Origin of the sequence: Sandarakinorhabdus sp. DWP1-3-1 (genome assembly GCF_049896705.1) — a bacterium.
GTDB lineage: Bacteria > Pseudomonadota > Alphaproteobacteria > Sphingomonadales > Sphingomonadaceae > Sandarakinorhabdus.
Window position 1 is genome coordinate 1,270,812 of the sequence record NZ_JAFCUV010000001.1, and the last position, 22,546, is coordinate 1,293,357.

General features: G+C 67.1%; 26 protein-coding genes. 9 read left to right on the forward strand and 17 right to left on the reverse strand.

Annotation, left to right across the window (positions count from 1 at the left end):
- Positions 1-27: 27 nt before the first annotated feature.
- The 4 genes from ACP7AI_RS06145 to ACP7AI_RS06160 all read left to right on the forward strand — a co-directional run bounded on the left by ACP7AI_RS06145 (position 28) and on the right by ACP7AI_RS06160 (position 4,491).
- Complete coding sequence (locus ACP7AI_RS06145; RefSeq protein WP_426165193.1) at positions 28-1,335, forward strand: mannose-1-phosphate guanylyltransferase; 1,308 nt, start codon at positions 28-30, stop codon at positions 1,333-1,335.
- 69 nt (positions 1,336-1,404) lie between these two features.
- Positions 1,405-1,860, forward strand: a complete 456-nt coding sequence (locus ACP7AI_RS06150; RefSeq protein WP_426165195.1) for a MarR family winged helix-turn-helix transcriptional regulator — start codon at positions 1,405-1,407, stop codon at positions 1,858-1,860.
- On the forward strand, positions 1,860-2,894 hold the full coding sequence (locus ACP7AI_RS06155; protein ID WP_426165197.1) for an HlyD family secretion protein: 1,035 nt from the start codon (positions 1,860-1,862) through the stop codon (positions 2,892-2,894). The genes ACP7AI_RS06150 and ACP7AI_RS06155 overlap by 1 nt, the downstream gene beginning before the upstream one ends.
- 67 nt (positions 2,895-2,961) lie before the next feature.
- Positions 2,962-4,491 (forward strand): DHA2 family efflux MFS transporter permease subunit, encoded by a 1,530-nt coding sequence (locus tag ACP7AI_RS06160; protein WP_426165199.1) that lies wholly within the window; start codon positions 2,962-2,964, stop codon positions 4,489-4,491.
- On the opposite strand, the gene ACP7AI_RS06165 is transcribed toward ACP7AI_RS06160, so the two are convergent.
- Positions 4,488-5,213 carry a Crp/Fnr family transcriptional regulator gene (locus ACP7AI_RS06165; RefSeq protein ID WP_426165201.1) on the reverse strand — a complete coding sequence of 242 codons (726 nt, stop codon included), beginning with the start codon at positions 5,211-5,213 and terminating at the stop codon, positions 4,488-4,490. The genes ACP7AI_RS06160 and ACP7AI_RS06165 overlap by 4 nt on opposite strands.
- Positions 5,214-5,430: 217 nt before the next feature.
- Here ACP7AI_RS06165 and ACP7AI_RS06170 point away from each other — a divergent pair, with 217 nt between their 5' ends.
- Positions 5,431-5,832, forward strand: a complete 402-nt coding sequence (locus ACP7AI_RS06170) for a hypothetical protein (protein WP_426165203.1) — start codon at positions 5,431-5,433, stop codon at positions 5,830-5,832.
- A gap of 32 nt (positions 5,833-5,864) precedes the next feature.
- Complete coding sequence (locus ACP7AI_RS06175) at positions 5,865-6,485, forward strand: DUF1353 domain-containing protein (RefSeq protein ID WP_426165205.1); 621 nt, start codon at positions 5,865-5,867, stop codon at positions 6,483-6,485.
- A gap of 8 nt (positions 6,486-6,493) precedes the next feature.
- On the opposite strand, the gene ACP7AI_RS06180 is transcribed toward ACP7AI_RS06175, so the two are convergent.
- From ACP7AI_RS06180 to ACP7AI_RS06195, 4 genes are read right to left on the reverse strand one after another with little or no spacing between them, the layout of a single operon-like run.
- Positions 6,494-7,723 carry an amidohydrolase family protein gene (locus tag ACP7AI_RS06180; RefSeq protein ID WP_426165207.1) on the reverse strand — a complete coding sequence of 410 codons (1,230 nt, stop codon included), beginning with the start codon at positions 7,721-7,723 and terminating at the stop codon, positions 6,494-6,496.
- Positions 7,724-7,761: 38 nt separating this feature from the next.
- On the reverse strand, positions 7,762-8,589 hold the full coding sequence (locus ACP7AI_RS06185; RefSeq protein WP_426165209.1) for a TIGR04222 domain-containing membrane protein: 828 nt from the start codon (positions 8,587-8,589) through the stop codon (positions 7,762-7,764).
- Entirely contained in the window at positions 8,586-9,146 is a 561-nt protein-coding gene (locus ACP7AI_RS06190) for a glycine-rich domain-containing protein (protein ID WP_426165211.1), read from the reverse strand. The genes ACP7AI_RS06185 and ACP7AI_RS06190 overlap by 4 nt, the downstream gene beginning before the upstream one ends.
- A gap of 37 nt (positions 9,147-9,183) precedes the next feature.
- Positions 9,184-9,558: a DUF1761 domain-containing protein gene (locus ACP7AI_RS06195; RefSeq protein ID WP_426165213.1), complete on the reverse strand. Its 375-nt coding sequence runs from the start codon at positions 9,556-9,558 to the stop codon at positions 9,184-9,186.
- Positions 9,559-9,638: 80 nt separating this feature from the next.
- Here ACP7AI_RS06195 and ACP7AI_RS06200 point away from each other — a divergent pair, with 80 nt between their 5' ends.
- Entirely contained in the window at positions 9,639-10,604 is a 966-nt protein-coding gene (locus ACP7AI_RS06200) for an NAD(P)/FAD-dependent oxidoreductase (protein WP_426165215.1), read from the forward strand.
- 16 nt (positions 10,605-10,620) lie between these two features.
- A complete protein-coding gene (gene mce, locus ACP7AI_RS06205; RefSeq protein WP_426165217.1) occupies positions 10,621-11,061 on the forward strand; it encodes a methylmalonyl-CoA epimerase in 441 nt (146 codons plus the stop codon).
- 57 nt (positions 11,062-11,118) lie between these two features.
- Here mce and ACP7AI_RS06210 read toward each other — a convergent pair whose 3' ends face one another.
- Both ACP7AI_RS06210 and arfB read right to left on the reverse strand, forming a co-directional pair.
- A complete protein-coding gene (locus tag ACP7AI_RS06210) occupies positions 11,119-11,490 on the reverse strand; it encodes a CsbD family protein (protein ID WP_426165219.1) in 372 nt (123 codons plus the stop codon).
- Positions 11,491-11,589: 99 nt separating this feature from the next.
- Entirely contained in the window at positions 11,590-11,997 is a 408-nt protein-coding gene (arfB, locus tag ACP7AI_RS06215; protein WP_426165221.1) for an alternative ribosome rescue aminoacyl-tRNA hydrolase ArfB, read from the reverse strand.
- 72 nt (positions 11,998-12,069) lie between these two features.
- Between arfB and ACP7AI_RS06220 the strand changes: the two genes are divergently transcribed.
- Positions 12,070-12,699, forward strand: coding sequence for a glutathione S-transferase family protein (locus ACP7AI_RS06220; protein ID WP_426165223.1), 630 nt, complete (start codon positions 12,070-12,072; stop codon positions 12,697-12,699).
- Here ACP7AI_RS06220 and ACP7AI_RS06225 read toward each other — a convergent pair.
- The 10 genes from ACP7AI_RS06225 to ACP7AI_RS06270 form a co-directional block, all read right to left on the reverse strand.
- On the reverse strand, positions 12,686-13,585 hold the full coding sequence (locus tag ACP7AI_RS06225) for an EamA family transporter (protein WP_426165225.1): 900 nt from the start codon (positions 13,583-13,585) through the stop codon (positions 12,686-12,688). The genes ACP7AI_RS06220 and ACP7AI_RS06225 overlap by 14 nt on opposite strands.
- Complete coding sequence (locus tag ACP7AI_RS06230; protein ID WP_426165227.1) at positions 13,582-14,796, reverse strand: multidrug effflux MFS transporter; 1,215 nt, start codon at positions 14,794-14,796, stop codon at positions 13,582-13,584. The genes ACP7AI_RS06225 and ACP7AI_RS06230 overlap by 4 nt, the downstream gene beginning before the upstream one ends.
- An 87-nt stretch (positions 14,797-14,883) precedes the next feature.
- Entirely contained in the window at positions 14,884-15,531 is a 648-nt protein-coding gene (locus tag ACP7AI_RS06235) for a hypothetical protein (protein WP_426165229.1), read from the reverse strand.
- 76 nt (positions 15,532-15,607) lie between these two features.
- Positions 15,608-16,666: an aldo/keto reductase gene (locus tag ACP7AI_RS06240; RefSeq protein WP_426165231.1), complete on the reverse strand. Its 1,059-nt coding sequence runs from the start codon at positions 16,664-16,666 to the stop codon at positions 15,608-15,610.
- Positions 16,663-16,998 carry a TIGR04076 family protein gene (locus ACP7AI_RS06245; RefSeq protein WP_426165232.1) on the reverse strand — a complete coding sequence of 112 codons (336 nt, stop codon included), beginning with the start codon at positions 16,996-16,998 and terminating at the stop codon, positions 16,663-16,665. Before ACP7AI_RS06245 ends, ACP7AI_RS06240 begins: the two co-directional genes overlap by 4 nt.
- Positions 16,998-18,284 (reverse strand): MFS transporter, encoded by a 1,287-nt coding sequence (locus ACP7AI_RS06250; protein WP_426165234.1) that lies wholly within the window; start codon positions 18,282-18,284, stop codon positions 16,998-17,000. Before ACP7AI_RS06250 ends, ACP7AI_RS06245 begins: the two co-directional genes overlap by 1 nt.
- Before the next feature lie 475 nt (positions 18,285-18,759).
- Entirely contained in the window at positions 18,760-19,581 is an 822-nt protein-coding gene (locus ACP7AI_RS06255) for a 2OG-Fe(II) oxygenase (RefSeq protein WP_426165236.1), read from the reverse strand.
- Positions 19,582-19,752: 171 nt separating this feature from the next.
- A complete protein-coding gene (locus ACP7AI_RS06260) occupies positions 19,753-19,911 on the reverse strand; it encodes a hypothetical protein (RefSeq protein ID WP_426165238.1) in 159 nt (52 codons plus the stop codon).
- A 144-nt stretch (positions 19,912-20,055) separates the two neighbouring features.
- The gene (gene dxs / locus ACP7AI_RS06265; protein ID WP_426165240.1) at positions 20,056-21,987 is read right to left on the reverse strand and encodes a 1-deoxy-D-xylulose-5-phosphate synthase; all 1,932 of its coding nucleotides are present in this window, start codon (positions 21,985-21,987) and stop codon (positions 20,056-20,058) included.
- A gap of 90 nt (positions 21,988-22,077) precedes the next feature.
- The gene (locus tag ACP7AI_RS06270) at positions 22,078-22,545 is read right to left on the reverse strand and encodes a Fur family transcriptional regulator (protein ID WP_426165242.1); all 468 of its coding nucleotides are present in this window, start codon (positions 22,543-22,545) and stop codon (positions 22,078-22,080) included.
- Position 22,546: the final 1 nt, after the last annotated feature.

Consider the following 22,546-nt stretch of genomic DNA (forward strand, 5'->3'; position numbering starts at 1 on the left):
CCATCGAACGCCCTACCCCCTGCAAACGTGCCACCCACTCGCCTGTGGCCCGTCATCCTGTCGGGCGGATCCGGCACGCGGTTGTGGCCGCTGTCGCGCAGCGCCATGCCGAAGCAGCTGCTGACGCTGGCCGGGCCCGACACGATGATCGCGACGACGGCGGCGCGGACGGCAGACCCAGCCAGCTTCCACCCGCCGATCGTCGTCGCCGGGGATGCCCATGCCGCCATCATCCGCGAGCAGCTCGGGCCGGCGGCAACGATCATCGTGGAGCCCGCGGCGCTGAACACCGCGCCGGCCATCGCGCTGGCGCTGCTGGCCGTCGAGCGCCACGACCCCGACGGCATCCTGCTGGTCATGCCGTCCGACCACAGCATCGCGGCGCCCGGCGTGCTGCTGGCGGCGGTGGCGGCGGCGGTGCCGTCGGCGCAGGAGGGCTGGCTGGTCACATTCGGCATCCGCGCGGCGACGCCCGAGACGGGATATGGCTATATCCGCGCCGGCGACGCGATCGGCAACGGCGTCCGCGAGGCGCTGGCGTTCATCGAAAAGCCCGACCTGGCACGGGCCCGGACGCTGGTGGCCGATGGCGGCTACAGCTGGAACGCCGGCATCTTCCTGTTTTCGGCACCGGCGATGCGCGCGGCGCTGGCGGCCCATGCCCCCGCCGTGCTGGCGGCAGCAGAGGCGGCGATGGCGGCGGCAGGCGATGATGCGAGCCGCATCGACCCCTGTGCGAGTGCCTTTGCCGCGGCGCCGTCGATCTCCATCGACCACGCCGTGTTTGAACATGCCTCGCGGGTCGCGGTGTCCCCGATCGATCCCGGCTGGTCCGACATCGGCAGCTGGGATGCCCTCCATGGGCTCGGCGCCGCCGACGCCACCGGCAATGTCGTTTCAGGGCGGGTCGAAAGCATCGACACCAACGGCTGCCTGCTGCGTGCCGACGGCGTCGTGCTGGCAGCGATCGGCGTTGCCAACCTCAACATCGTCGCCACGCCGGATGCCGTGCTGGTGACGGCGCGGGGCCGCAGCCAGGCGGTGCGCGACATCACCGTGCGGCTGGCCGGTGATGCCGTACTGACTCGCCCGGCGCTGCGCCACCGCCCTTGGGGGATTGAAACCATCGTCCATGACGGATCGGACGGCGCCGTGCCGGTGAGCAAGCTGGTGTTCGTCGGTGCCGCCACCATCGACGTTCCGAAGGGTGCCACCACTATTTTGCTCGACGGCAGCGCCGATGCCGACGGTCGTGCAATGGTCCGCGGTAAGGCGCGGGCCGGGATTGCCACAGTTGCGGGCGAGCCGGGCGCCGTACTTCTCATGATCGGCTGAACCCGTGCGGATTACCTGCGCGCGCACTGATCACCTTGCCGATAATAAGCGTGCTTGCTATATTGGATCATGTCCGACAGCCTTGCCATCCTCATCGGCGACACGTCGCGCCTGCTACGCCGCCGGTTCGACGCCCGGGCGCGGCGGCTGGGGGTCAGCCGGGCGCAATGGCAGGTGCTGTTCGCCCTGTCGCGCAATGAAGGCATCAATCAGGCCGGCCTGGCCGAGGCGCTCGATGTCGAGACGATCACCGTCGGCCGCATGGTCGATCGGCTCGCCGATGCCGGCCTCGTCGAGCGCCGCGCCGATCCCGCCGACCGCCGGGCCTGGCGCCTGCACCTCACACCACCGGCGCACCCGATCCTCGCCGCGCTGCGCGAAGTCGGCGACCAGGTCATGGCCGAGACGCTGGCCGGGCTCGACGCCGCGGACCAGGCGACGCTGACCACGCTGCTGACGCGGGTGCGCGGCAACCTGCAGCAGCCGGCGCCGGTCGCCCTACCGCTCGCCGCGGTCGCCCGCTGATGCATGCCGTCGTCGATCGGGAAGCGCTGGCCGACACCAGCCCGGCGCGGCGCTGGCGGCGCTATGCGCTGATGGCGGCGCTGCCGCTGCTGCTGATCATCGCCGGCCTCTATGTCTGGCTGACCGGCGGCACCTCGGTGTCGACCGAAAATGCCTATGTGCAACAGGACAAGGTGTCGATCAGCAGCGATGTCACCGGCCGGGTGCTCGCCGTCCATGCCGGCGAAAGCCAGAAGGTTCGCCGCGGCGACGTGCTGATCGAGATCGCGCCGCGGCCGTTCCAGATCGCCCTGGCCGAGGCCGAGGCCAATCTGGCGTCGGCGCGGCTGCAGGTCACGGAGCTGCGCTCGGGCACGACGGCCAAGAACGCCGATGTCGCCGGCAAGCGCGAGGCCGTCACCTTTGCCAGGATCGATCTCGAGCGCCAGCGCAAGCTGCTCGCCGATGGCTTCACCACCCGCGCGCGCATCGAGGCCGCCGAATTCGCCCTTGCCAGGGCAACCAGCGAGCTCTCGTCGGCGCTCGCCGACGCCGCCAGCGCCAGCGCCGCCGCCAACGGCGCCGGATCGGGCACCCACCCGCTCGTCCTGGCGGCGATGGCGGCCCGCGACAAGGCGGCGTTCGAGCTGTCGCGAACCATCATCAGGGCGCCGGCCGACGGCATCGCCAGCCAGACCGCCAAGGTGCTGCCGGGCCAGGTGCTGGTCGGCGGCGTGCCGACCATGTCGCTGGTCATCGACAACCGGCGCTGGGTCGAAGCCAATTTCAAGGAAACCGACCTCGAGCACATGCGACCCGGCCAGCGCGCCACGGTGACGCTCGACGCCTATCCGGGCACGCCGATCACCGGCCGGGTCGAAAGCATCGGTGCCGGAACCGGCAGTGAATTTTCGGTCCTGCCGGCGCAGAACGCCACCGGCAACTGGGTCAAGGTCGTCCAGCGCGTGCCGGTCCGCATTGCCCTCGACCCTGCCAGCCGCGTGCCGCTGATCGCCGGCCTGTCGGCGACGGTGAAGGTGGAGACGCCGCGGTGATCGTTGCCGGGCGACGGGCCCTCGCCAACCGTCGCCCCGGCGAAGGCCGGGGTGACACGCGCGCCTGATGGCCACCGCTGCCCTGCCCGCCGCCCGCGCCCCTGCCGGCCCCGTCCTCATCAGCCTCGTCGTCATGCTCGGCACCTTCATGACGATTCTCGATTCGACGATCGCCAACGTCGCGCTGCCGCACATGCAGCCCTCGCTCGGCGCCGCCTCGGACACCATTTCATGGGTGCTGACTAGTTATATCGTCGCCACCGCGATCGCCACGCCGCTGACCGGCTGGCTGGCCGAAAAGGTCGGCCGGCGGCAACTGTTCCTCTATTCGGTGGCGGGCTTCGTCGCCGCCTCGATGGCCTGCGGCCTCGCCCAATCGCTCGAACAGATGGTGGTGTTCCGCATGCTGCAGGGCGCGGCCGGGGCGTTCCTGGCGCCGCTCGGCCAGGCCTATGTGCTCGACGTCTGGCCGCAGGAAAAGCACGGCAAGGCCATGGCCTGGTGGGGGGTCGGCATCATGGTCGGGCCGATCCTGGGGCCGGTGATCGGCGGCTGGCTGACCGAAAGCTTCGACTGGCGCTGGGTGTTCTTCATCAACCTGCCGTTCGGCCTGCTGGCGCTGTTCGGGGCCGCCGCCGTGCTGCCCCGGGTCGAAGCCAGTCCGCGCCGCTTCGACCTCATGGGCTTTGCCCTGCTGTCGATCGGCGTCGCGTCGCTGCAGCTGTTCCTCGATCGTGGCCAGCAGCTCGACTGGTTCCAGAGCTGGGAAGTGCGGATCGAGGCCGGGGTCGGCATCGCCGCGCTCTGGGCCTTCGGCGTCCATGTGCTGACCAGCCGCGGCGCGCTGCTCGACCGGCGCATGATCGTCGATCGCAACGTGATGACCGGGTTCCTGTTCATCACCCTCATCGGCCTGCTGCTGACCGGAACGACGGCGCTGGTGCCGACGATGCTGCAGAGCCTCTATGGCTATCCGGTCATCGAGACCGGAATGCTGCAGATGCCGCGCGGCGTCGGCATGATGCTGGCGATGATGGCGGCCGGGCAGTTGATCGGCAAGGTCGACGCACGCTACATCATCGGCTTCGGTCTCGTGCTGTCGGCAAGCAGCCTCTACATGATGAGCCTGTTTTCACCGATCATGGACGCGACGCCGTTCATCGTCTCGGGCTTCATCCAGGGCGCCGGGCTGGGGCTGATCTTCGTGCCGCTCAACACATTGGCCTTTGCGACGCTGCCGGCCGACCTGCGCACCGACGCCGCGGGCTTCTACATGCTGCTGCGAAACCTCGGCGGATCGGTCGGGATCAGCCTCGGCGTCGGTGTGCTCGCCCGCCAGGCGCAGGTCAGCCATGCCGACATCGGTGCGGCGCTGACGCCCTTCACGCTGCCCTGGGCCGATGCCGGCGTCGCCCGCAGCCTTGGTGCCGATGCGGTGATCGCCATGCTCGACGGCGCCGTCAATCGCCAGGCGATCATGATCGCCTATATCGACGTGTTCCGACTGATGTTCTGGGTGACGGTGGCGATGATGCCGCTGCTGCTGCTGCTGCGCCGGCCGCGCAACCCAGGCCCGACGGTGCATCTCGCCGATTAGGCGCTGCGCCAGCGCAGGTCGATGTCGAGGGTCCGCAACAGCTCTTCCTCCGGCACGCCATAACTGTCGGCGGCCAAGGCCTCGAGGCCGCCGCGGTCGATGACGATGATGGTGCCGCGGCGCTTGGCGATCAGCCCGCGCCGCTCGACGTCCTGCAGTGCCAGCGTCACCCCGGCACGACGCACGCCGAGCATGGTCGCCAGCGTTTCATGGGTGATCATCAACTCGTCGCCGCGAACCCGGTCCTGCATCATCAGCAGCCAGCGCGCCAGGCGCGCGGCGACCGGAAAGGTCGCGAAGGCCAGCGCCGACGACGACACCTGGATGACGAAGCTGTGCACGAACCGCAGCAGCACCGCCTTGAAATCCGGGTTGCTCACCAGCGCCGATTCCAGGATTCGCGCTGGCAGTTGCAACGCATTGCCTGTCGCCTGCACCAGGCTTTCGAGCTGGGTTGCCGGGCCACCGAGGATCTCGCCGATCCCGTTGGTACCTTCGCAACCGATCAGCCCGACCTCTGCCTGACGACCACCGGCCGTGCTGGCTATCATTGAGATGACACAGGTTTCTGGAAAATAGACCCAAGCCATTGCGTCGTTTCGCCTGATCAGAAGCTGACCAGAAGTCAAAGCAACAGGCCGCAAATGCGGCACCAGAAATGCAATATCAGCCGGCGAACAGGAATTCAGCAACTGGTTTTGCGTGGATAGAACGTCCGTCATCCACCCCGCCCAGGAACCCATTGCAAGACCGGCGCGTCCGCGGCCTCACTCGTTCCAGCAGGCAGCGTGGCGCAACTCATGTTAAGCATATGTTAGATTACATGCTCGCGGGTTTCAGTACGTTTGCGTACTCGCGGCACGGTGAATGTCAAAGTCGGCCTCAGTACTATTTCGAACAGGCTCGCCGTGCTAGGGCGTGTTAAAGAATTGCGGGCGTTTGATCGCAGCATCGTGGCGCGCGCATCTCGGGGAAAGCATGACGACCAGTAGCGATACGATGGGCCCTTCCGGACCCGGCAGAAGGCTTGGCGCCGTGCGCCTCGTCCTGGTCGTTTGTGCGCACGATTGCCGGACGGATCACGATTGGGCCGGTCTGCAACAGGACGGTATCCGGGTCATGCATGCCGTCGACATGGACGATGCGCTCGCCGTGCTGATCGTCGAACCCCGGCTTGACGCCATCGTGGTGCAGGGCCCGATGCCGAGCCTTGCCGTGCACACCCTTGCACAATGGATGGCCGTCGTGCCGCCCGGCGCTGCGATAATGATCGCCGGTGCCGACAGCGCCGGCAAAACGACAGCGAGGATCCGGGCGCTGATGACCAACCAGCCCGGCTGATGCTACGCTCGGCCGCGGCAGGGAGGTCGCGGATGGTGCAGGCAGGGTTCAACGGTACGCTTTCGGCGACCTGGCTCGACGACGGCCGGCTGATGGAGTTGCTCTCCGACTTCGGCTTCAGCGATGCCGCGGGCCTCGCCTGGCCGGTGCCGAAAGGTGCAAGGGTCGATGGTGCGTCGATCCCGCGCAGCCTTTGGTCGATCGTTGGTGGACCGTTCGAGGGCAAGTATCGCAATGCCTCCGTCGTCCACGACTGGTACTGTTCGGTGCGGACCCGGCCGTGGCAGGCGGTCCATGCGATGTTCTGGGAGGCGATGCTGGTCTCCGGCGTCGGCGCGCTTCAGGCCAGGGCGCTGTACCTCGCGGTGCGCTATGGCGGCCCGCGCTGGGACGCGCTGACCGTTGCCAACAACATCCTCCACGGCGGCTGGTCAGCGCCGATTCCCGCAACCCCGGACACACTGCGGCGCGGCCCGGCCGATGCCAGCGAGACCATCGCCGGGCCGCCAGTGCAGATCGTCTGGCGCCGTGCGGTCAGCGATGCGTTGACCTTTGCCGCGCTGGCCGCGCAATTGACAGAGGACCTGTCGCTTGCCCAAATCGATGCCCTCGCCGATGCCCAGCCGGGCGCGATCGTGGCACGCCGCGAATAGCCCGCGGGCTATTGCACGACCCCGCCCTTCATCACCATCGTCACCTGGCGCACCGCCGCGATATCCTTTCCCGGGTCACCGGTCACCACCACCAGGTCGGCGAGCAAGCCGGGCGCGATCCGGCCGCGGTCCGAAAGGCCGAATGCCCGCGCGTTGACCGTGGTCGCCGCGCGCAGCACCTCGATCGGCGTCATGCCGTTGGCAACCAGCAACGCCATCTCCCGGGCATTGTCGCCATGGCTGAAGACCCCGACATCGCCGCCCATGCAGATGGCCACGCCGGCGGCGCGTGCCAGCCGGAACGCGTCACGATCGCCCTTGACCCCCGGCGGCGCCGGCTCGGCACCGTTCCAGCCGCGATAGCGGGCAATGGCATCGCCGGCGGCGAGCGTCGGACACAGCACCGTGCCCCGCTCGCGCATCAGCTTGAACACGGCGGCATCACCCTCGCTGCCATGCTCGATGGTGTCCGCCCCGGCGATGACGGCGCGGCGCATGCCTTCGGGGGTAGAGGCATGGACCGCAACCCGCCGGCCGGCATCATGCGCGGCACCGATGGCGCCGGTCAGCTCGGCTTGCGAGAACGTCGGCCGGCTCGGTTCGCCCGGTCCCCAATGATAATCGGCATAGAGCTTGATCTCGTCGGCACCGGCGGCAATCTGGCGGCGGGCGGCCGCGGCCACCCCCTCCCCACCGGCTTCCTCGGCGCCTTGGGGCACGGCGACACCGGGCTCGAATCCCTTGGGTCCATAGGCGCCGGTCGCGACGATGGCACGGGTCACGACGATCAGCCGCGGTCCCGGCACGATGCCCTGGTCGATCGCCGCCTTCAGCCCGACATCGGCATAGCCGGCGCCTTCGGTGCCGAGGTCGCGGGCTGTGGTAAAGCCCGCCATCAGCGTCTTGCGCGCCGCCACCGTCGCCCGCGCGGTGCGCAGCGCCAAGGGCTCGTGCAGCACCTGATCGTCCCATTTCGTCTCGTTATACGGGTGGAGGAACAGATGCGTGTGTCCCTCGATCAGGCCCGGCAGCAGCGTAGCGCCGGGCAGATCCACCACCTTCGCACCGGCCGGCGCTGTCACATCGGACCCCGCGGCCACGATCCTGTCGCCATCGACCAGCACCTGCCAGACGGCATGCATCGTCTCGCCGTCAAAAACGCGCGCGGGTTTCAGCAATGTCGGCTCGGCAAGCGCCGGCGCGGCTGTCGCCAGCAGCAGGATCATCAAGATGCGCATCAAATCTCCCCGTGATGCGCCACCATGGCGGTATCCGGCTAGTCGCCGCAACCCCCGCAGCCGCCGCTGCCGCCGCCGCTGTCGCCACCGCCGCTGTCGCCGCTGTTGCTGCTGCTGGTACTGCTGGTACTGCGCAACCGGTGCAGCGGTTCATAGGCCGATCCGGCGAGGACCCCGGTCCCGAACAGCGCCACTGCCAGCGGCATTTCCTGGTGGGTGGGCGCCAGCCGCAGCCGGTGACACGCGTCACGCGCCTCGCGGACAACGGCGGCGCCCGCATGGGTGCGGCGATCGACCGACAGGCGCGCCAGCGCGATGACGATCGTGATGACGAGCAGCACCATCAGATAGCCGACCGGGCGATCGAGCATGTTGCCACGCACCAGCCGCGCGGTGCCGAGCATCAGCAGCGCGATGAACGGCAGCACCTGGACAAGGCGCAACTGTCGCACCATGTCGTCGTCGATCATCAGCCCGTCGCGCTGCAGCTGCCGGTGCACGCTGGCGGTGCCGGCCCGGGCCGCCTTGCACAGTTCGGGCCATTGGGCGGTGGCCGGCAGCGCGACCATGGCGCGATCGACCGGGCTGGCGAGCAGCGCCGCCTCGCGTCCGGTCCGCCCGAAACGGCCGCTCTTGTCGGCGACCAGCACGCCCGCGGTCATCAGCCGGGCGACGGCGGTGTCGGCGAGCCGGGCCGGGCCGCCGACCAGCAATGCCAGGCTGTCGGGATCGCTGACGGTGCGCATCGTCCCGTCGGGACGCAGCCGGCGACCGGCATAGAGGCTGAGCAGCAGGCCGGTGGCGAGCAGCAGGGCGTAAAGCCAAAGAAAGTCCGGCGCCGGCAAGGCGAGCGGATCGAGGATCATGCGAGCAATCTCCAGCAAGGGACCAGACACGCGGCAAGCAACAGCAACCCGACAACAGGCCAGGGCACCACCAGGCCATCGCGCGGGTGGACACGGCGGGCCCGTGGATCATCGCGCAGGCGCCGTGCGGCCGGTGGCCACAGGTCGGCCGGCGGTGGACCGAACGCTGCCTCATAGCTGCGCAGCGTGTCGGCATATTGGGCAAAGAAGCGATGTTCCTCGGCGCTGCCCCCGGCCGTCGGGCCATGGTGCAAGGGCCGTCCGAGCAGCGGGCAGAAGCGATCCCAGTAATCGCGGCTATAGGTCAGGTGCAGGTGCCAGGCCTGGTCGACGGCGTCCGACGGCGTGACGGGGTGCCCGGCGGTCGCGGCAATGAAGGCAAAGCGGCGATATTCGTCGAGCACCCGGTCCGCGAGGTCACGCGACCAGCCGTTATCGCGCGCCAACCGCCCGGTAAAATCGAGCGCGGCGTCGTCGGGACCGATGGTGTAGCGCCGCAGCGCCAGCCAGGCCGGATGGTCCGGAGCAGCAGGAGCAGGTAAATCCGCCTTGCGCATCTGAAACCCTACTACATGGGTAGGTTTTCCGAGTCAATCAGACCGGTGGTGGAACCAGCCCCCAGGATTTCAGCACCAGCGCCTGCACGATCATCACAACCAACCAATAGCCGCAGTCCCGCAGCACCTCGCCCCAGCGGACATGGCGATAGCGCAGGGTCACGATGGTGGCGGGTACGACGAAGCCGATCCAGATGACGACGGCGCTGCCGATCGCCATCACCCAGGCCGCGGCCTTGGGCGGCGCAAGGATCAGCGCGCCGGCCAGGATCGCCGCAAACCAGGCCTGGGCGACAAAGGCGCTGATCCAGAATTCGGCGCCATGACGGTTGCGGTGCAGCAGCCAGCCGGCGAGCAGGCCGGCAATCGTCGCCAGCAGGATCGGCAGGGCATTGAGGGCGATATAGATCACCGCGGCTTTCTTGCCGGGTTTGGCGCCGGCCGCAAGGCTCTGCCCGTGGAACAATCACGGGGTTGCGCCGTTTCGCCGCCATGTCTGAAACCTTGGCCGAAGCGATGGAGGACGGCGGCATCGTCGATTGCCTGGTCATCGGCGGTGGGCCGGCCGGGCTTACCGCCGCGCTGTACCTCGCCCGCTATCATCTTGCCGTGCTGGTCCTCGACGCCGGGGACAGCCGGGCCGCGCTGATCCCGCTGTCGCACAACCATGCCGGCTATCCCGAAGGTATCACCGGCACCGACCTGCTGGCGCGTATGGGCCAGCAGGCGATGCTCTATGGCGCCCAGATCCTGCCGGCGCGGGTCGATGCCCTGATGCGCGAGGATGACGGCTTCGTCGCGGTTGCCGGCGCCCAGCGCTGGCGCGCCCGGTCGGTGCTGCTTGCCACCGGCGTCATCAACAATCGACCGGCAATGCCGAAAACGCTGCACGACGACGCCCTCGCCCGCGGCCTCATCCGCTATTGCCCGATCTGCGATGGCTATGAGGTCACCGACAAGCGGGTCGGCGTCATCGGAACCGGGGAGCGCGGGTTGCGCGAGGCGCTGTTCCTGCGCAGCTATACCGCGGACCTGGCGTTGATCGCGCCCGACGGCGCGCACGAACTCGACGCGGCGCAGCGTGGCCAGCTCGAAGAGGCCGGCATCGTCACGGTTGAAGGCGCTGCGCCGGCCTATGCCATTGCCGGCGGCGGCATCACTGTCGCGGGGCAAGTGTATGACAGCCTGTACCCGGCACTCGGTTCGAAGATCCGGTCCGAACTCGCCGGGCCTGTCGGCGCGGAGATGGCGGGCGACGGCTGCATGGTGGTCGACAGCCACCAGCGAACCAGCGTGGCCGGTCTCTATGCCGCCGGCGATGTCGTACTCGGACTCGACCAGATCAGCCACGCGATGGGTGAAGGCGGAGTCGCGGCCACGACTATGCGCAACGACCTTGCCAAGCGGCAAAGCCTGTTTCGCGCTGCCCCCGAAGCCGTTAAGGCTGCCGCGCACTGAACGATTGGAGCGCGCGATGGCCGATGAACTGCCCGAATTGCTGCTGGGCCGGCTGAACCATGTCGGCATCGCCTGTGTATCGATCGACGCCACCGTAGCCATGTATGCGCAGCTGTTCGGCGCGACGGTGTCCACACCGGCCTTCGACCTGCCGGCCCAGGGCGTCCGCGTCGCCTTCATCGACGTCGCCAACAGCCAGCTCGAACTGATCGAGCCGCTGGGCGCGGACTCGCCCATCCACGGTTTCCTCAAGAAAAACCCGTCGGGCGGCCAGCATCATGTCTGTTTCGAGGTTGCCGACATCATCGCCGCGCGCGATGCGATGCGCGCCCGCGGTGCAACCGTGCTCGGCACCGGGGAACCGCGCCTCGGTGCCCATGGCGTGCCGGTGATCTTTGTCCACCCCCGCGACACCGGCGGCGTGCTCATCGAGCTGATGGCGACACCGGCGCACTGACGAAAAAAGGGCGCGGGAGCCATGCTCCCACGCCCCTTTTCTCGACGTCAGCCGAGTCTAGTCGCGACGGCCGCTCAGCAGCCAGCCGACGACGAAGCCGAGCGCGATGCCACCGGCGAGAACGGCAACCGGCTGTTCCTGGACCGTCTGGCGGACCTTGGCCGACGATTCATCGGCCAGGCGCTGGGCGCGCTCGCGGGCTTCGCGAACCGTTTCCGGCGCGTGATCGGCCCATTCCTTGGCGCGCTCGGTGGCCTTGCCATAGACATCCTTGGCTTTGCCATAGGCCTGCTCGGCCTTGCCCTTCAGCTCATGGATCGTGCCTTCGGCCTGGGTCTTGCTGTCACCGAACGCTTCGCCGATCGCGCCTTCGACCTTGCCGCCGACTTCGTTGAAGCCGCCTTCGATGGTTTCCTTGTTGATCGTCATGCGAATAATCCTTTCGGTGGAAGAATGACCCGGCAGAGATAGGGGTGCCGCCGGTGTTTTGGAAGAGGAGCCCTTGAAACGCTTTCGGCGTGCAGAGGTTCAATCGTCGCCGCGAACTTTGTTACGCCCTTGCTTGACCCCGGACCGCACCGCCTTGCCCGCCAGCCGTCGTTCCTTGGCGCCCTTGCTGGGCCGCGTCGGTTTGCGCTTGACCGGGCGCACCTCGGCGGCCGCCACCAGTGCCTGCAGGCGTTCGCGCGCATCGGCGCGATTGCGCTCCTGCGTGCGAAAGCGATCGGCGGTGATGACGATGACACCGTCACGGGTCAGCCGGCTCCCCGCCAGCCGCATCAGCCGCACCGCGACATCGTCGGGCAGGCTCGGCGACGCCCGCACGTCGAAGCGCAATTGCACCGCCGACGACACCTTGTTGACGTTCTGGCCACCCGGGCCGGACGCACGGATGAAGCTTTCGTCGAGCTCGGTTTCGGGAATGATGATCGGCATGGCGGCGCCGGCTTAGGCGATTTCCCCCGTCGGCGGAATGCCGCTAGGCTGGCGAGGCAAAGGGAGAACGCCATGCTGATCGTCCACCACCTCAACAACAGCCGCTCGCAACGCATCCTGTGGCTGCTCGAAGAGCTTGGCCTGCCCTATGAGATCAAGGCGTACAGCCGCGACGCCGTCACCAACCTGGCGCCGCCGGAGCTGAAGACCGTCCACCCGCTCGGCAAGTCGCCGGTACTGGAAGACGACGGCAAGATCGTCATCGAATCCGGCGCCATCACCGATTACATCATTCGCCGTCACGGTGGCGGCCGGCTGGCCCCGGCCCCCGGCAGCGACGCGCACGAGACCTATCTCGAATGGCTGCACTTCGCCGAAGGCTCGGCGATGACGCCGTTCCTGCTGGCGCTGTATACCGGCCGGCTGGGCGAGGCCGCGGCGCCGCTGCAGCCGCGCATCCAGGAACAGATCGGTGCCCATGTCGCCTATTTCTCGAGCCAGCTCGGCAGCAACGACTGGCTGGTCGAAAACACCCTGTCGGGCGCCGATATCATGATGAGCTTCATCGCCGAGATCGCCACCGCACAGGGGCTGGGCACGCATTTCCCGAACGTCGCCGCCTATGTCCGGCGGCTGCAGGCGCGGCCGGCCTGGCAAGCGGCGGCGGCCAAGACCGAGCCCTATAACTTCACCCAGAAATAGGGGCGCGGCGGGCGAACAGGCGGGGGCCGAACAGGTTCACCGCCAGCCCGCCGATGATCAGCGCGGCCGCTGCCAGCTTCCAGCCCGGCAGCGGCTCGTGCAGCCACCAGGCGGCGGCGCCCATGCCGAACACCGGCACCAGCAGCGCCATCGGCGCGACGCTCGACGCCGGATAGCGCGCCAGCAGCCAGCCCCAGGCGCCATAGCCGAACATCGTGTTGCCGACCGCCTGCCAGACCACCGCGGCCCAGACGCCGGGGCCGGCCGCGGCCAGCGCCGATGTGATCCGCGGCGCGCCCTCGAAGGCGAAGGCCAGCGCGAACAGCGGCGGCACGGCGAACAGTGAAGACCAGACCACAAAGGCCAGCATGTCGACCCGGCCGATGCGCCGCGATATCCTGTTGCCGAGCGACCAGGACAAGGCGGCGCCGAGCACAAGCACAACGCCCAGCGGCGTCGTTGCGCCACCGGTATGGCCCATGATGATGGCGAGACCGCCGCCGGCCAGCGCCAGCGCCGCATATTGCACCGGCACCAGCCGCTCCCCGGTGCCGCGCATGGCGAGGCCGATGGTGAACACGACCTGGGCCTGCACCACCAGCGAGGCAAGGCCCGGCGCGATCAGGCCGTCCATGGCGATGAACAACAGGCCGAACTGGCCGACGCCGATGTACAGGCCGTATAGCGCGAGCTCGCGCAGCGGCACTGGCGGGCGCTTCAGGAAGAACACCAGCGGCACCACGGCAAGGGCAAAGCGCAGCGCAGCGAACAGCAGCGGCGGCAACGCGTCGAGGCCGAGGCGGATGACGACGAAATTGGTGCCCCAGACCGCGACCACCGCCAGCGCCAGCAAGAAAGCGCGGGGGGAAAAGCCGCCGATGGTCACGGATGCCGGGGTGGACGCGGCCGGGCCAGCGCAAAATAGGCGATCGCCGCGACAACGAGCGCCGTGAACATCACCGCCGCGACCGGCATCGCCGTGTTGTCGTGCAGCGCCGCCGCCGTCGCCGAGGCCGCCGCGCCGAGCGCGAAGTTCGCCGCGCCGAACAGCCCTGACGTCGTACCGGCCCGCAGCGGATCGACATTGAGTGCGCCGGCCAGCGCATTGGCGGCAATGAAGCCATTGGACGTCAGCACCGCGAACATGCCGGCCATGACCAGCCATTTCGACAGGCCGAGCGTCGCGACCACGAGCAGGGCGAGGCCGAACGCGACGGCGAACAGGCAAGCGACACCCAGGATGCGATCGGGCGAATGCTTGAGCAGCAGCCGGCGATTGACCTGGCTCGACCCGATGACGCCGACGGCGATGCCGGCGAAGATCAGGCTGAACTGCACCGGGGTGAAGCCCCAGATGTCGATGATCAGGTCGGGCGCGGTCGCGATATAGCTGAACAGGGTCGCACCGTTGCAGGCGCTGACCAGCGTGTAGCCGAGCAGGCGGCGCTGGCCGAGCAGATCGACATAGGCACCGATCACCGATTCGCCGCGGGCCTTTGCCTCGGTTTCGGGCGAGCGGCTTTCATCGAGGCGGAGGAAGACCGCGGCACCGATCGCGGCGCCGATGGCAGCAAGCGCGACGAAGACCGCGCGCCAGCTGAATGCCATCGCGAGCCACCCGCCGACCGATGGCGCCACCAGCGGCGCGACGGCAAGGACGAGGACGAGCAGCGAGAAGATCCGCGCCGAATCGCGATGGTCGTAGCGATCGCGGACGACGGCGCGCGCCACCACCATGCCGGCGCAGCAGCCTAGCGCCTGGGCAAAGCGGCCCGCGATCAGCCAGTCGACCGTCGGCGCAAAGGCACATGCGAGGCTGGCGATGACATAGACGAGGCAGCCGAACAGGATCGCCGGTCGCCGCCCCAGCCGGTCACTCGCCGGCCCATAGGCCAGCTGACCGAGCGACATGCCGATGAAGAAGGCCGAGAACGTCAGCTGCACCTTGGCCGGCGTCACTGCGAAATCGCGGGCAATGATCGGCAGCGTCGGCAGATAAAGATCGATGGTGACCGCGCCAAACGCCGTCAATGATCCCAGCAGCAGGATTTCGCCGCGGGTCGGCACGCGGGGGGCGATGGCTGTCGGTGCATTCATTGTGCAATGCCGCATAGGGGACCGGCGGCGCGCGGTCGAGTAGCCAACGCGCATGGGAGCCATGCGCCGGGCAGCGTCTGGCGCAAATCAGACCTTCGACTGCATGGCCACCATGACGCCGGTAAAGACATAACTATGAATGCCGCCGTTCTGGTTCGGCAGCACCTTCCAGGCATCGTTCCCGGCGGTGCGGACCCAGGCTGGATGCGCCTCGTTCGAGTTGTAGTGCCAGATGTTGCCGCCGCTGCGCGTGACCAGGATATTGTGCATGCCACCCCCGAACACCGCCGGGGTCGGGGCCGGGCCGTTGAACATCAGGAAGGTGCAATTGTAGTAGCTGCCCTCGTCGATCGCCGTAGTGACGGTCGCATTCTGTCCCTTGATCAGGTTGAATAGCAGGTCGAGTTTCTGCACCGCTACGCCGGTGACATGATGCTTGAGCGCAGCGGCCTTGGCCGTATCGTCGCACTTCAGCGTTGCCGTGATCGCCTCGCCGCCGCCGACGGTGTTGGCAAAGCGCTCGAGCTTGCGCGGGTCGGTATTTTCGAGCGCGGCAAGCCCGTCGGTATGGCCCTGATTCTCGCCGACCTCGAACCGGATGGCGGGCCAGACGACCTTTTCGGCATACCAGGGCGTCATCTTGCTTGTCGTGTCGAACATTTCGGCGACGGCGATGACATGGCAATGGGCTGCGCAGGAATTCCCCGTCTGCACGGCCATTTTCTTGCTGGGCATTGCCCGCCTCCGTCAGCTGCAGGATGCGATGATTATGGCTCCGGAAGGTTAAAGTTTTGGGAACGGCTGTCGAGGGTCAGCGCATCACGTCGCCGAGATTGTATTTCATGATGGCGCCATGCCGTCCGCTGCGATCGCGCTCCAGCGCATAGACCTCGCCGTCGGGGCCGCGGCGTCGCCCCAGCACGGCGTCGATCTCGGCGCGGTCGTCCGCGGTCAACCGGATATCGCCGATGCGCAGCGTGTCGGGCAGATGGCCGGCATGGCTGGCGCCGACGATGACGCCGGCGACATGCGGCTGGTCGAGCACATGGCGCGAGGCGATGTTGGCAATGCTGGCACCGTGGCGGTCGGCGATGCGGCGCAGCGCGGCGAGCAGTTCCTGAAACAGATCCCAGCCGCCGAACTCGTCGATGATCAGCTTGTACTTGACCAGCGATCGGTTGGCGAAGCCGCCGGTGGGTTCCGGTTGCCCCAGCCACCGGTCGCCAAGGAAGCCTCCCGCGAGCGAGCCATAGCAGAGCAGCCGGGTGCCCAGCCGCGCGCAACTTGCGGCGAGCGCCCCCGCCGGCCGCGCATCGAGCAGCGAATACTGCACCTGCAGCGTCGCAAAGGTCACCCCGGCCGCGGCGATCTCCTCGACACGCGCCGCGTCGAAATTGGTGCCGCTGACCAGGGCGATCTTGCCCTCCGCCTGCAGGTCGGCGAGGTGGCGTGCCGCCTCGACATAGCGGGGCTGCTCATAATCCCACCAATGGAACTGGACGAGATCGAGCTGTTCCAGCCGCAACCGCTGCAGCGAGCGGTCGATGATGCGGCGGACGTCGGCGCCGGTCAGGCGCGGCAGGATGTCGAGGTCGGGAACGAACTTGGTGTGGACGCGCAGCCGGGCCAGCGCGTTGGCACCGCGCGCCTGCAGCATCGCCGCGCGGAAGTCCCCGATCATCGCCTCCACGCCGGTATAGATGTCGGCACAGTCGAACGTCGTCACCCCGGCATCGTAGAAGGCCGCCAGGTCGTCGGTGACCGCCGCCGGATCGACGGCGCCATGGTCGCCGGCGAGCTGCCAGCCGCCGCGGATGACCCGCGAGATGGTGTAGCCGGGGGCGAGCTCGAAACGTTCGGTGAAGGTCATGGCGTCTTTCGCGTGGCGGTGGTGTCGGCGTGGCGGAAGCTGCGACGCCCCAGGCGGGTGATGCGCAGCCGCGACGGGCAGTTCGGGTCCGGACAGGCGACCTCCGCATCGGTCGACATCCAGTCGTTGGCGTCGGTCACCCGCTGCTTGGCCGCCAACAGCGGCAGCACGGCGGCGAGCGAGTAGATGGAGAAGCCCTGCCCCGGCGGCAGGTACAGGTTCTCGCCGCGCAGTTCGAACCAGTCGCCGACAGTGGCCGAGCACCAGAGCTCCGCGCCCGGCGGCGCGACAACCTCGACGCGCAGGTCGTAGAGTTCGAAACTGTCCGGCATCAGGCCCTCCGCGCGCGGATCGCCGGCAGCAGCGCCAGCGCCGCCAGCACATAGGAAGCGACCACCGTAAGGCTGATCGCGGGGCCAAGGCCAGCGGCTTCGCCAAAGACATGGGTGCCGGCCAGCGCCACCAGCGTCGGCCCCAGTCCGGCGCCGATGGCGACGTTGAGGAAAAAGCTGACCGCCATCGCCTGGCCGCGGCGGCGGTTCGGCGTTGCGTCTAGGATCGCCGACAGGCCCGATGCCGTGACCACCGCCGACAGCGCGAAATAGATCGGCACCGCGACCAGCACGCCCTGGGCGCTGCCGCTGTTGATCAGCATGGCTGCCGGCAACGTCGCCAGCACGGCGAGGCCGCAAAGCTCGATCTTGCCGCGCGGGCCGCGCCAGGCGGCGAAGCGATCGGCCAGCGCCCCGCCCGCCAGCATGCCGCCGCCATAGCCGATCATCAGCAGCACCCCCAGTTGCACCCCGACCGCCGCCGGATCCTGGCCGAACTGGCGGATCAGCAGCGACGGCGCCCAGGCGCCGACGGCATTGTCGACCATCGAGGCGACGGCGACGACGAGATAGACCGGGGCGATGCCGGTCATCAGGCTGCGCAGCGAACGCTCTGTCGGACCGGTCTCCGCGACAATCGAGTCATTGCGGCGCTCGGGCTCCCGCACCGTCAGCAGCACCAGCGTCCAGAGCACGCTGGGAATACCGATGGCGACGAACACCAGCCGCCACGGCGCCCAGCCGGCCAACGGCGTGCCGACGAACAATCCGCCGCGAACGAGGTCGAGCACGCCGCCGCCGATCAGGATGGCGCCGCCGATGCCTATCGCGATGCCGGTGAAATAGACGCCGACCGCAAGCCCGCGGCGCCTGGGTTCGAAATAGTCGCTGATCATCGAAATGGCGGCCGGCGACAGCACTGCCTCCCCCAGGCCGACGACGATGCGGGCGGCGAACAGCCAGCCGAACGACGGCGCCACGGCGCACATCAGCGTGCCCACGCTCCAGATCGCCACCCCGGCGGCGATCAGGTTCCGGCGCGAGCGCCGGTCGGCGAGCAGCCCGAGCGGGATGCCGGCGATGCCGTAGATCACCGCAAAGGCGGTGCCGAGCAACAGGCTCATCTGCGTGTCGGAAATGCGCAGGTCGGCGCGGACCGGATCGACCAGCAGGCTGAGCACCTGGCGGTCGGTATAGGCCAGCACCGCGGTGGCGAACAGGATGAGGACGACGCTCCAGGCCCGCGCCGGGCGGGGATAGGCGGCGTCGGTGTTCGTCGCTGTCATGCCGCCCCCTGTCTTCTGGAACGGGAGCGGCGACGGCCGCACCCGTGGGCCAGCACGTCGCCAAGGTTGCTAGCCTTGTCAATCGGCGGCTGCGCAATCGGAGCGATCCGACCTATTCCGCAGCGCCGGTGGAATCCTTCAAAAGTCTCGAAAGTCACTCACTTCACGAATACCGGACTTACGGCCAGGCCGGTGCCAGATAAACGTCATGGCAATGTCAAAGAGCGAGCGTCCGATTTTAATAACATATTGTCTTGCTGTAGGAAAATGACAAATTATAGGCTCAATCTGCGAAGCAGTCAGAAAGTGCATCTTTTCCGCCATTCGGCAGAAGTGACTTTCTCCAAGCAGCCGGGTCGTATGCGCCGACAAAATAGCGACTTCAATGCCGGTGCCAGCGGGCGCGGTTACAACGAATGTCGATCGATGCAGACGGCCTGCCTACAACAGCGCGAGGAAAATTCGCCGATCCACTTTAGTCTGGTTTGGACGTCTTATAGAGATGCGGGTTCTTGAATATCTTATCGCCCGTCAATTTCAATATAGTCGTTCTCAACGCATTATCAGCCCGCATCATGACGTCGGAAGGTCCTCTTCCGTGTTCGGCGCGAAAAGAGGTCGCATGAAAATAATCTGCGCCAGAGGGCGGCGATCTTGAAAAGTAATAATTCGAGACACAACGGCGCGCGGTGTCGCACTTAACTTCATTAACGGAATGCCAAGATTGCCGATTTGTAGCCATAAGAACAAGCCTGTTGAATTTGCTTGCAATAGTTCGGGGCGCGCCCTTTGGCCCGTCATCCCAGAGCTGGAGCGCACCGCCATCATGCTCGCGCCATTCGGGCGTCACATAAAACAGCAAATTGAGGACGCGATACCGCTGCCTCTTGTTATCATGAGAATTATCGAGATGAGGCCTGAGATACGCGCCTTTCGACATGGCACTGATACCACCCGCGTACAACTGCGAGTCCGGCTCCAGGTCCGCCATTCCCGTGATGTTACCGATCAACGTGACGACGCGTTCATCCTGGAAAGCGTAGACAATCTCCTCCAAAAGCGGATCATATCTGTCCATTTGCGCACCGACATGCTTGCGCTCCTTCATGGAAGACTTGAACATCATCCGATCACTCTTCGGAAAAGCGCCATGGACGCTGGTCGTAACTTCGACTGGGAGCAGATCGTCAACTATGGCCGAAGGAATGCGGCCAAGACAATTCCATTGCTCTCGCGCTTCTGAGAAGGTTGTATTCAAGCGAGCGACAATTGCGTCCGCCAATGCAATTCGATCCATAGAAGTATTGCCCCCACCCAAGGCAATGAATATCCGGGTTGTCGGAAAGCACAAGGCCTTACCGAACGACCATGGAACTCTTTATTTCAGTCGGACCCGGTAAACGTGCCGTGAACCTGTGGCTATGCCCGCGCGCCCATCACGACCCCGATCGGGTTGCTCTCGCAGAAATCAGCGGGCAGTCGCCTCCTCGCGATTGGACTTCCAGTCGGCGGGCAATCGGCCGACGAAGCGATCGAGCCGTTCGAATACGGCCTTGCGAGGGACGTCTTGTCCCGGCGTGCGCTCGATCGGCAGCGCGTCTGCGCTGCCGGCGGCAACAAGACGCAAGCCTGTCGATGCCCCTCCAGGCAACGTACCGGGACCTGGCTTCGACAAGCTCAGCCTGAGCGGGTTGTTCAGAGCGCCATCACTTGAGCGGAAGCGCCCAGGGCGCATTGTCGTGTCGAATTCTGCCGCGTTGCGCCCCTTGCGCTACGCCCGCGCCCCCGTCACCACGCCCACCGAATTGTGCCGCAGCGCCTCCAGCACCGTCGCCACGATCGCGGGAGCATCCAGCCCGGCTTCGGCGTACTGCTTCACCGGGTTGTCATGGTCCTGGAAAAAGTCCGGCAACCGCAACGTGCGGACCTTCAGCCCGGCGTCGGTCAGGCCCTCGTCGCTGAGCCAGGTCAGGACATGGGCGCCGAAGCCACCGGCGGCGCCTTCCTCGATGGTCAGTACGACCTCGTGGGTGGCGGCGAGCTTGCGGATCAGGTCGTGGTCGAGCGGCTTGGCAAAGCGCATGTCGGCGATGGTCGTCGACAGGCCCTTTGATTCCAGTTCCTCGGCGGCCTTTTCGGCCTCCTGCAGCCGTGTGCCGAGCGACAGGATCGCGACGGTCTTGCCCTCGCGGACGATGCGGCCCTTGCCGATTTCCAGCCGGGTCGGTTCGGCCTGGATCGCCACCCCCGTCCCTTCGCCGCGCGGATAGCGCACCGCGATCGGGCCATCGTCGTACAGCGCCATGGTGTGGACCATGTTGGCCAGTTCGTTCTCGTCCGATGCCGCCATCACGACGAAATTGGGCAGCGTTGCCAGATAGGCGACGTCGAAGGCGCCGGCATGGGTGCAGCCATCGGCGCCGACGAGCCCGGCGCGATCGATGCCGAAGCGCACCGGCAGGTTCTGGATGGCGACGTCATGGACGACCTGGTCATAGGCACGCTGCAGAAAGGTCGAATAAATGGCGCAGAACGGCCGCATGCCCTGCGCGGCGAGGCCGGCGGCAAAGGTGACGGCGTGCTGTTCGGCGATGCCGACGTCGAAGGTGCGGTCCGGAAACACCTTGTTGAAGCGATCGACGCCAGTGCCCGTCGGCATGGCGGCGGTGATGGCGACGATACTGGGGTCGCGCTTGCCTTCGGCGATCAGCGCGTCGCCGAAAACGTTCTGGTACTGCGGCGCGCCCGGCGTCGCCTTGTGCTGGGTGCCCGACACGACATCGAATTTCTGCACGCCGTGATATTTGTCGGCCGCCGCCTCGGCCGGGGCATAACCCTTGCCCTTTTGCGTCACGACATGGATGAGGATCGGGCCTTCGGCGGCGTCACGGACATTTTCGAGCACCGGCAGCAGATGTTCGAGATTATGGCCATCGATCGGGCCGACATAGTAGAAGCCCAGTTCTTCGAACAGCGTCCCGCCGCCCTGCATCAGGCCGCGAGCATATTCATCGGCTTGCGCAGCGGCCTTCTTCAGCGGCGGCGGCAGAACCTTGCGGCTGACCTGCTTGATGGCTTCGCGCAGTTCGAGGAACTGCCGGCTGGAGAACAGGCGCGACAGATATGCCGATAGTGCACCGACCGGGGGCGCGATGCTCATGTCGTTGTCGTTGAGGATGACGACGAGCCGGTTGCCGGCCTGGGCGGCGTTGTTCATCGCCTCATAGGCCATGCCCGCCGACATCGATCCGTCGCCGATGACGGCGATGGCCTTGCCGGGCTGGCCCTTCAGCTTGTTGGCAACGGCGAAACCAATGGCGGCCGAGATCGAGGTGCTGCTGTGCGCGGCGCCGAACGGGTCGTATTCACTCTCGGTGCGCTTGGTGAAGCCGCTGAGGCCGCCACCCTGGCGCAAGGACCGGATGCGGTCGCGGCGGCCGGTCAGGATCTTGTGCGGATAGGCCTGGTGGCCGACATCCCAGATCAGGCGATCGCCGGGGGTGTCGAAGACATAATGCAGCGCCACCGTCAGCTCGATGACGCCGAGGCCGGCGCCGAGATGGCCGCCGGTCGTCGACACGACATCGATCATCTCGGTGCGCAATTCATCGGCAAGCTGCCGCAAATCCTCGTGGCGCAACCGCTTCATGTCGGCCGGCACATTGACCGTATCGAGCAGCGGGGTTGAAGGTCGTTGGGTCACCAAGGCCTGCCGGTTTTGTTGATTCTTGATGACACTGCTAGCGCCTCGGGCGGCCACTGTCGATGCGGCGTTATCCCGGTATGGCCGCGCTCAGGCACAGTCCGTGCATTTGCCGCGGACCTCGATCACCGGCTTTTCGGGGCGAAAGCCGGTGGCGCGGGCGGTATCGCGAATGCGCGCCGACAACTGGTCGTCATCGACATGCGTCGCGCGGCCGCAGCCGTCGCAGACAAGGAAGATGCAGTCGTGCTGGCAGCCCGGATGGGCGTTGGCGAGATAGGCATTGGCGCTTTCGATGCGCATCGCGACGTTGCTGGCAACGAACAGGTCGAGGATGCGATAGACGCTGTTGGCGGCAATGCGCCGGCCCTGTGCGGCGCTGACGGCATCGGTGACATCATAGGCGCTGGCCGGGCGATCGAAGCCCGCCAGGGCGCCGAACACCGCGGCGCGCATCGCCGTCCATTGTTCACCGGCGCCGACCAGCGCGCGTTCGGCGGCGGCCGCCAGCGCCGGCCCGGAGCGGACGCGATGATCATGATCGTGGAGGGTGGCCATG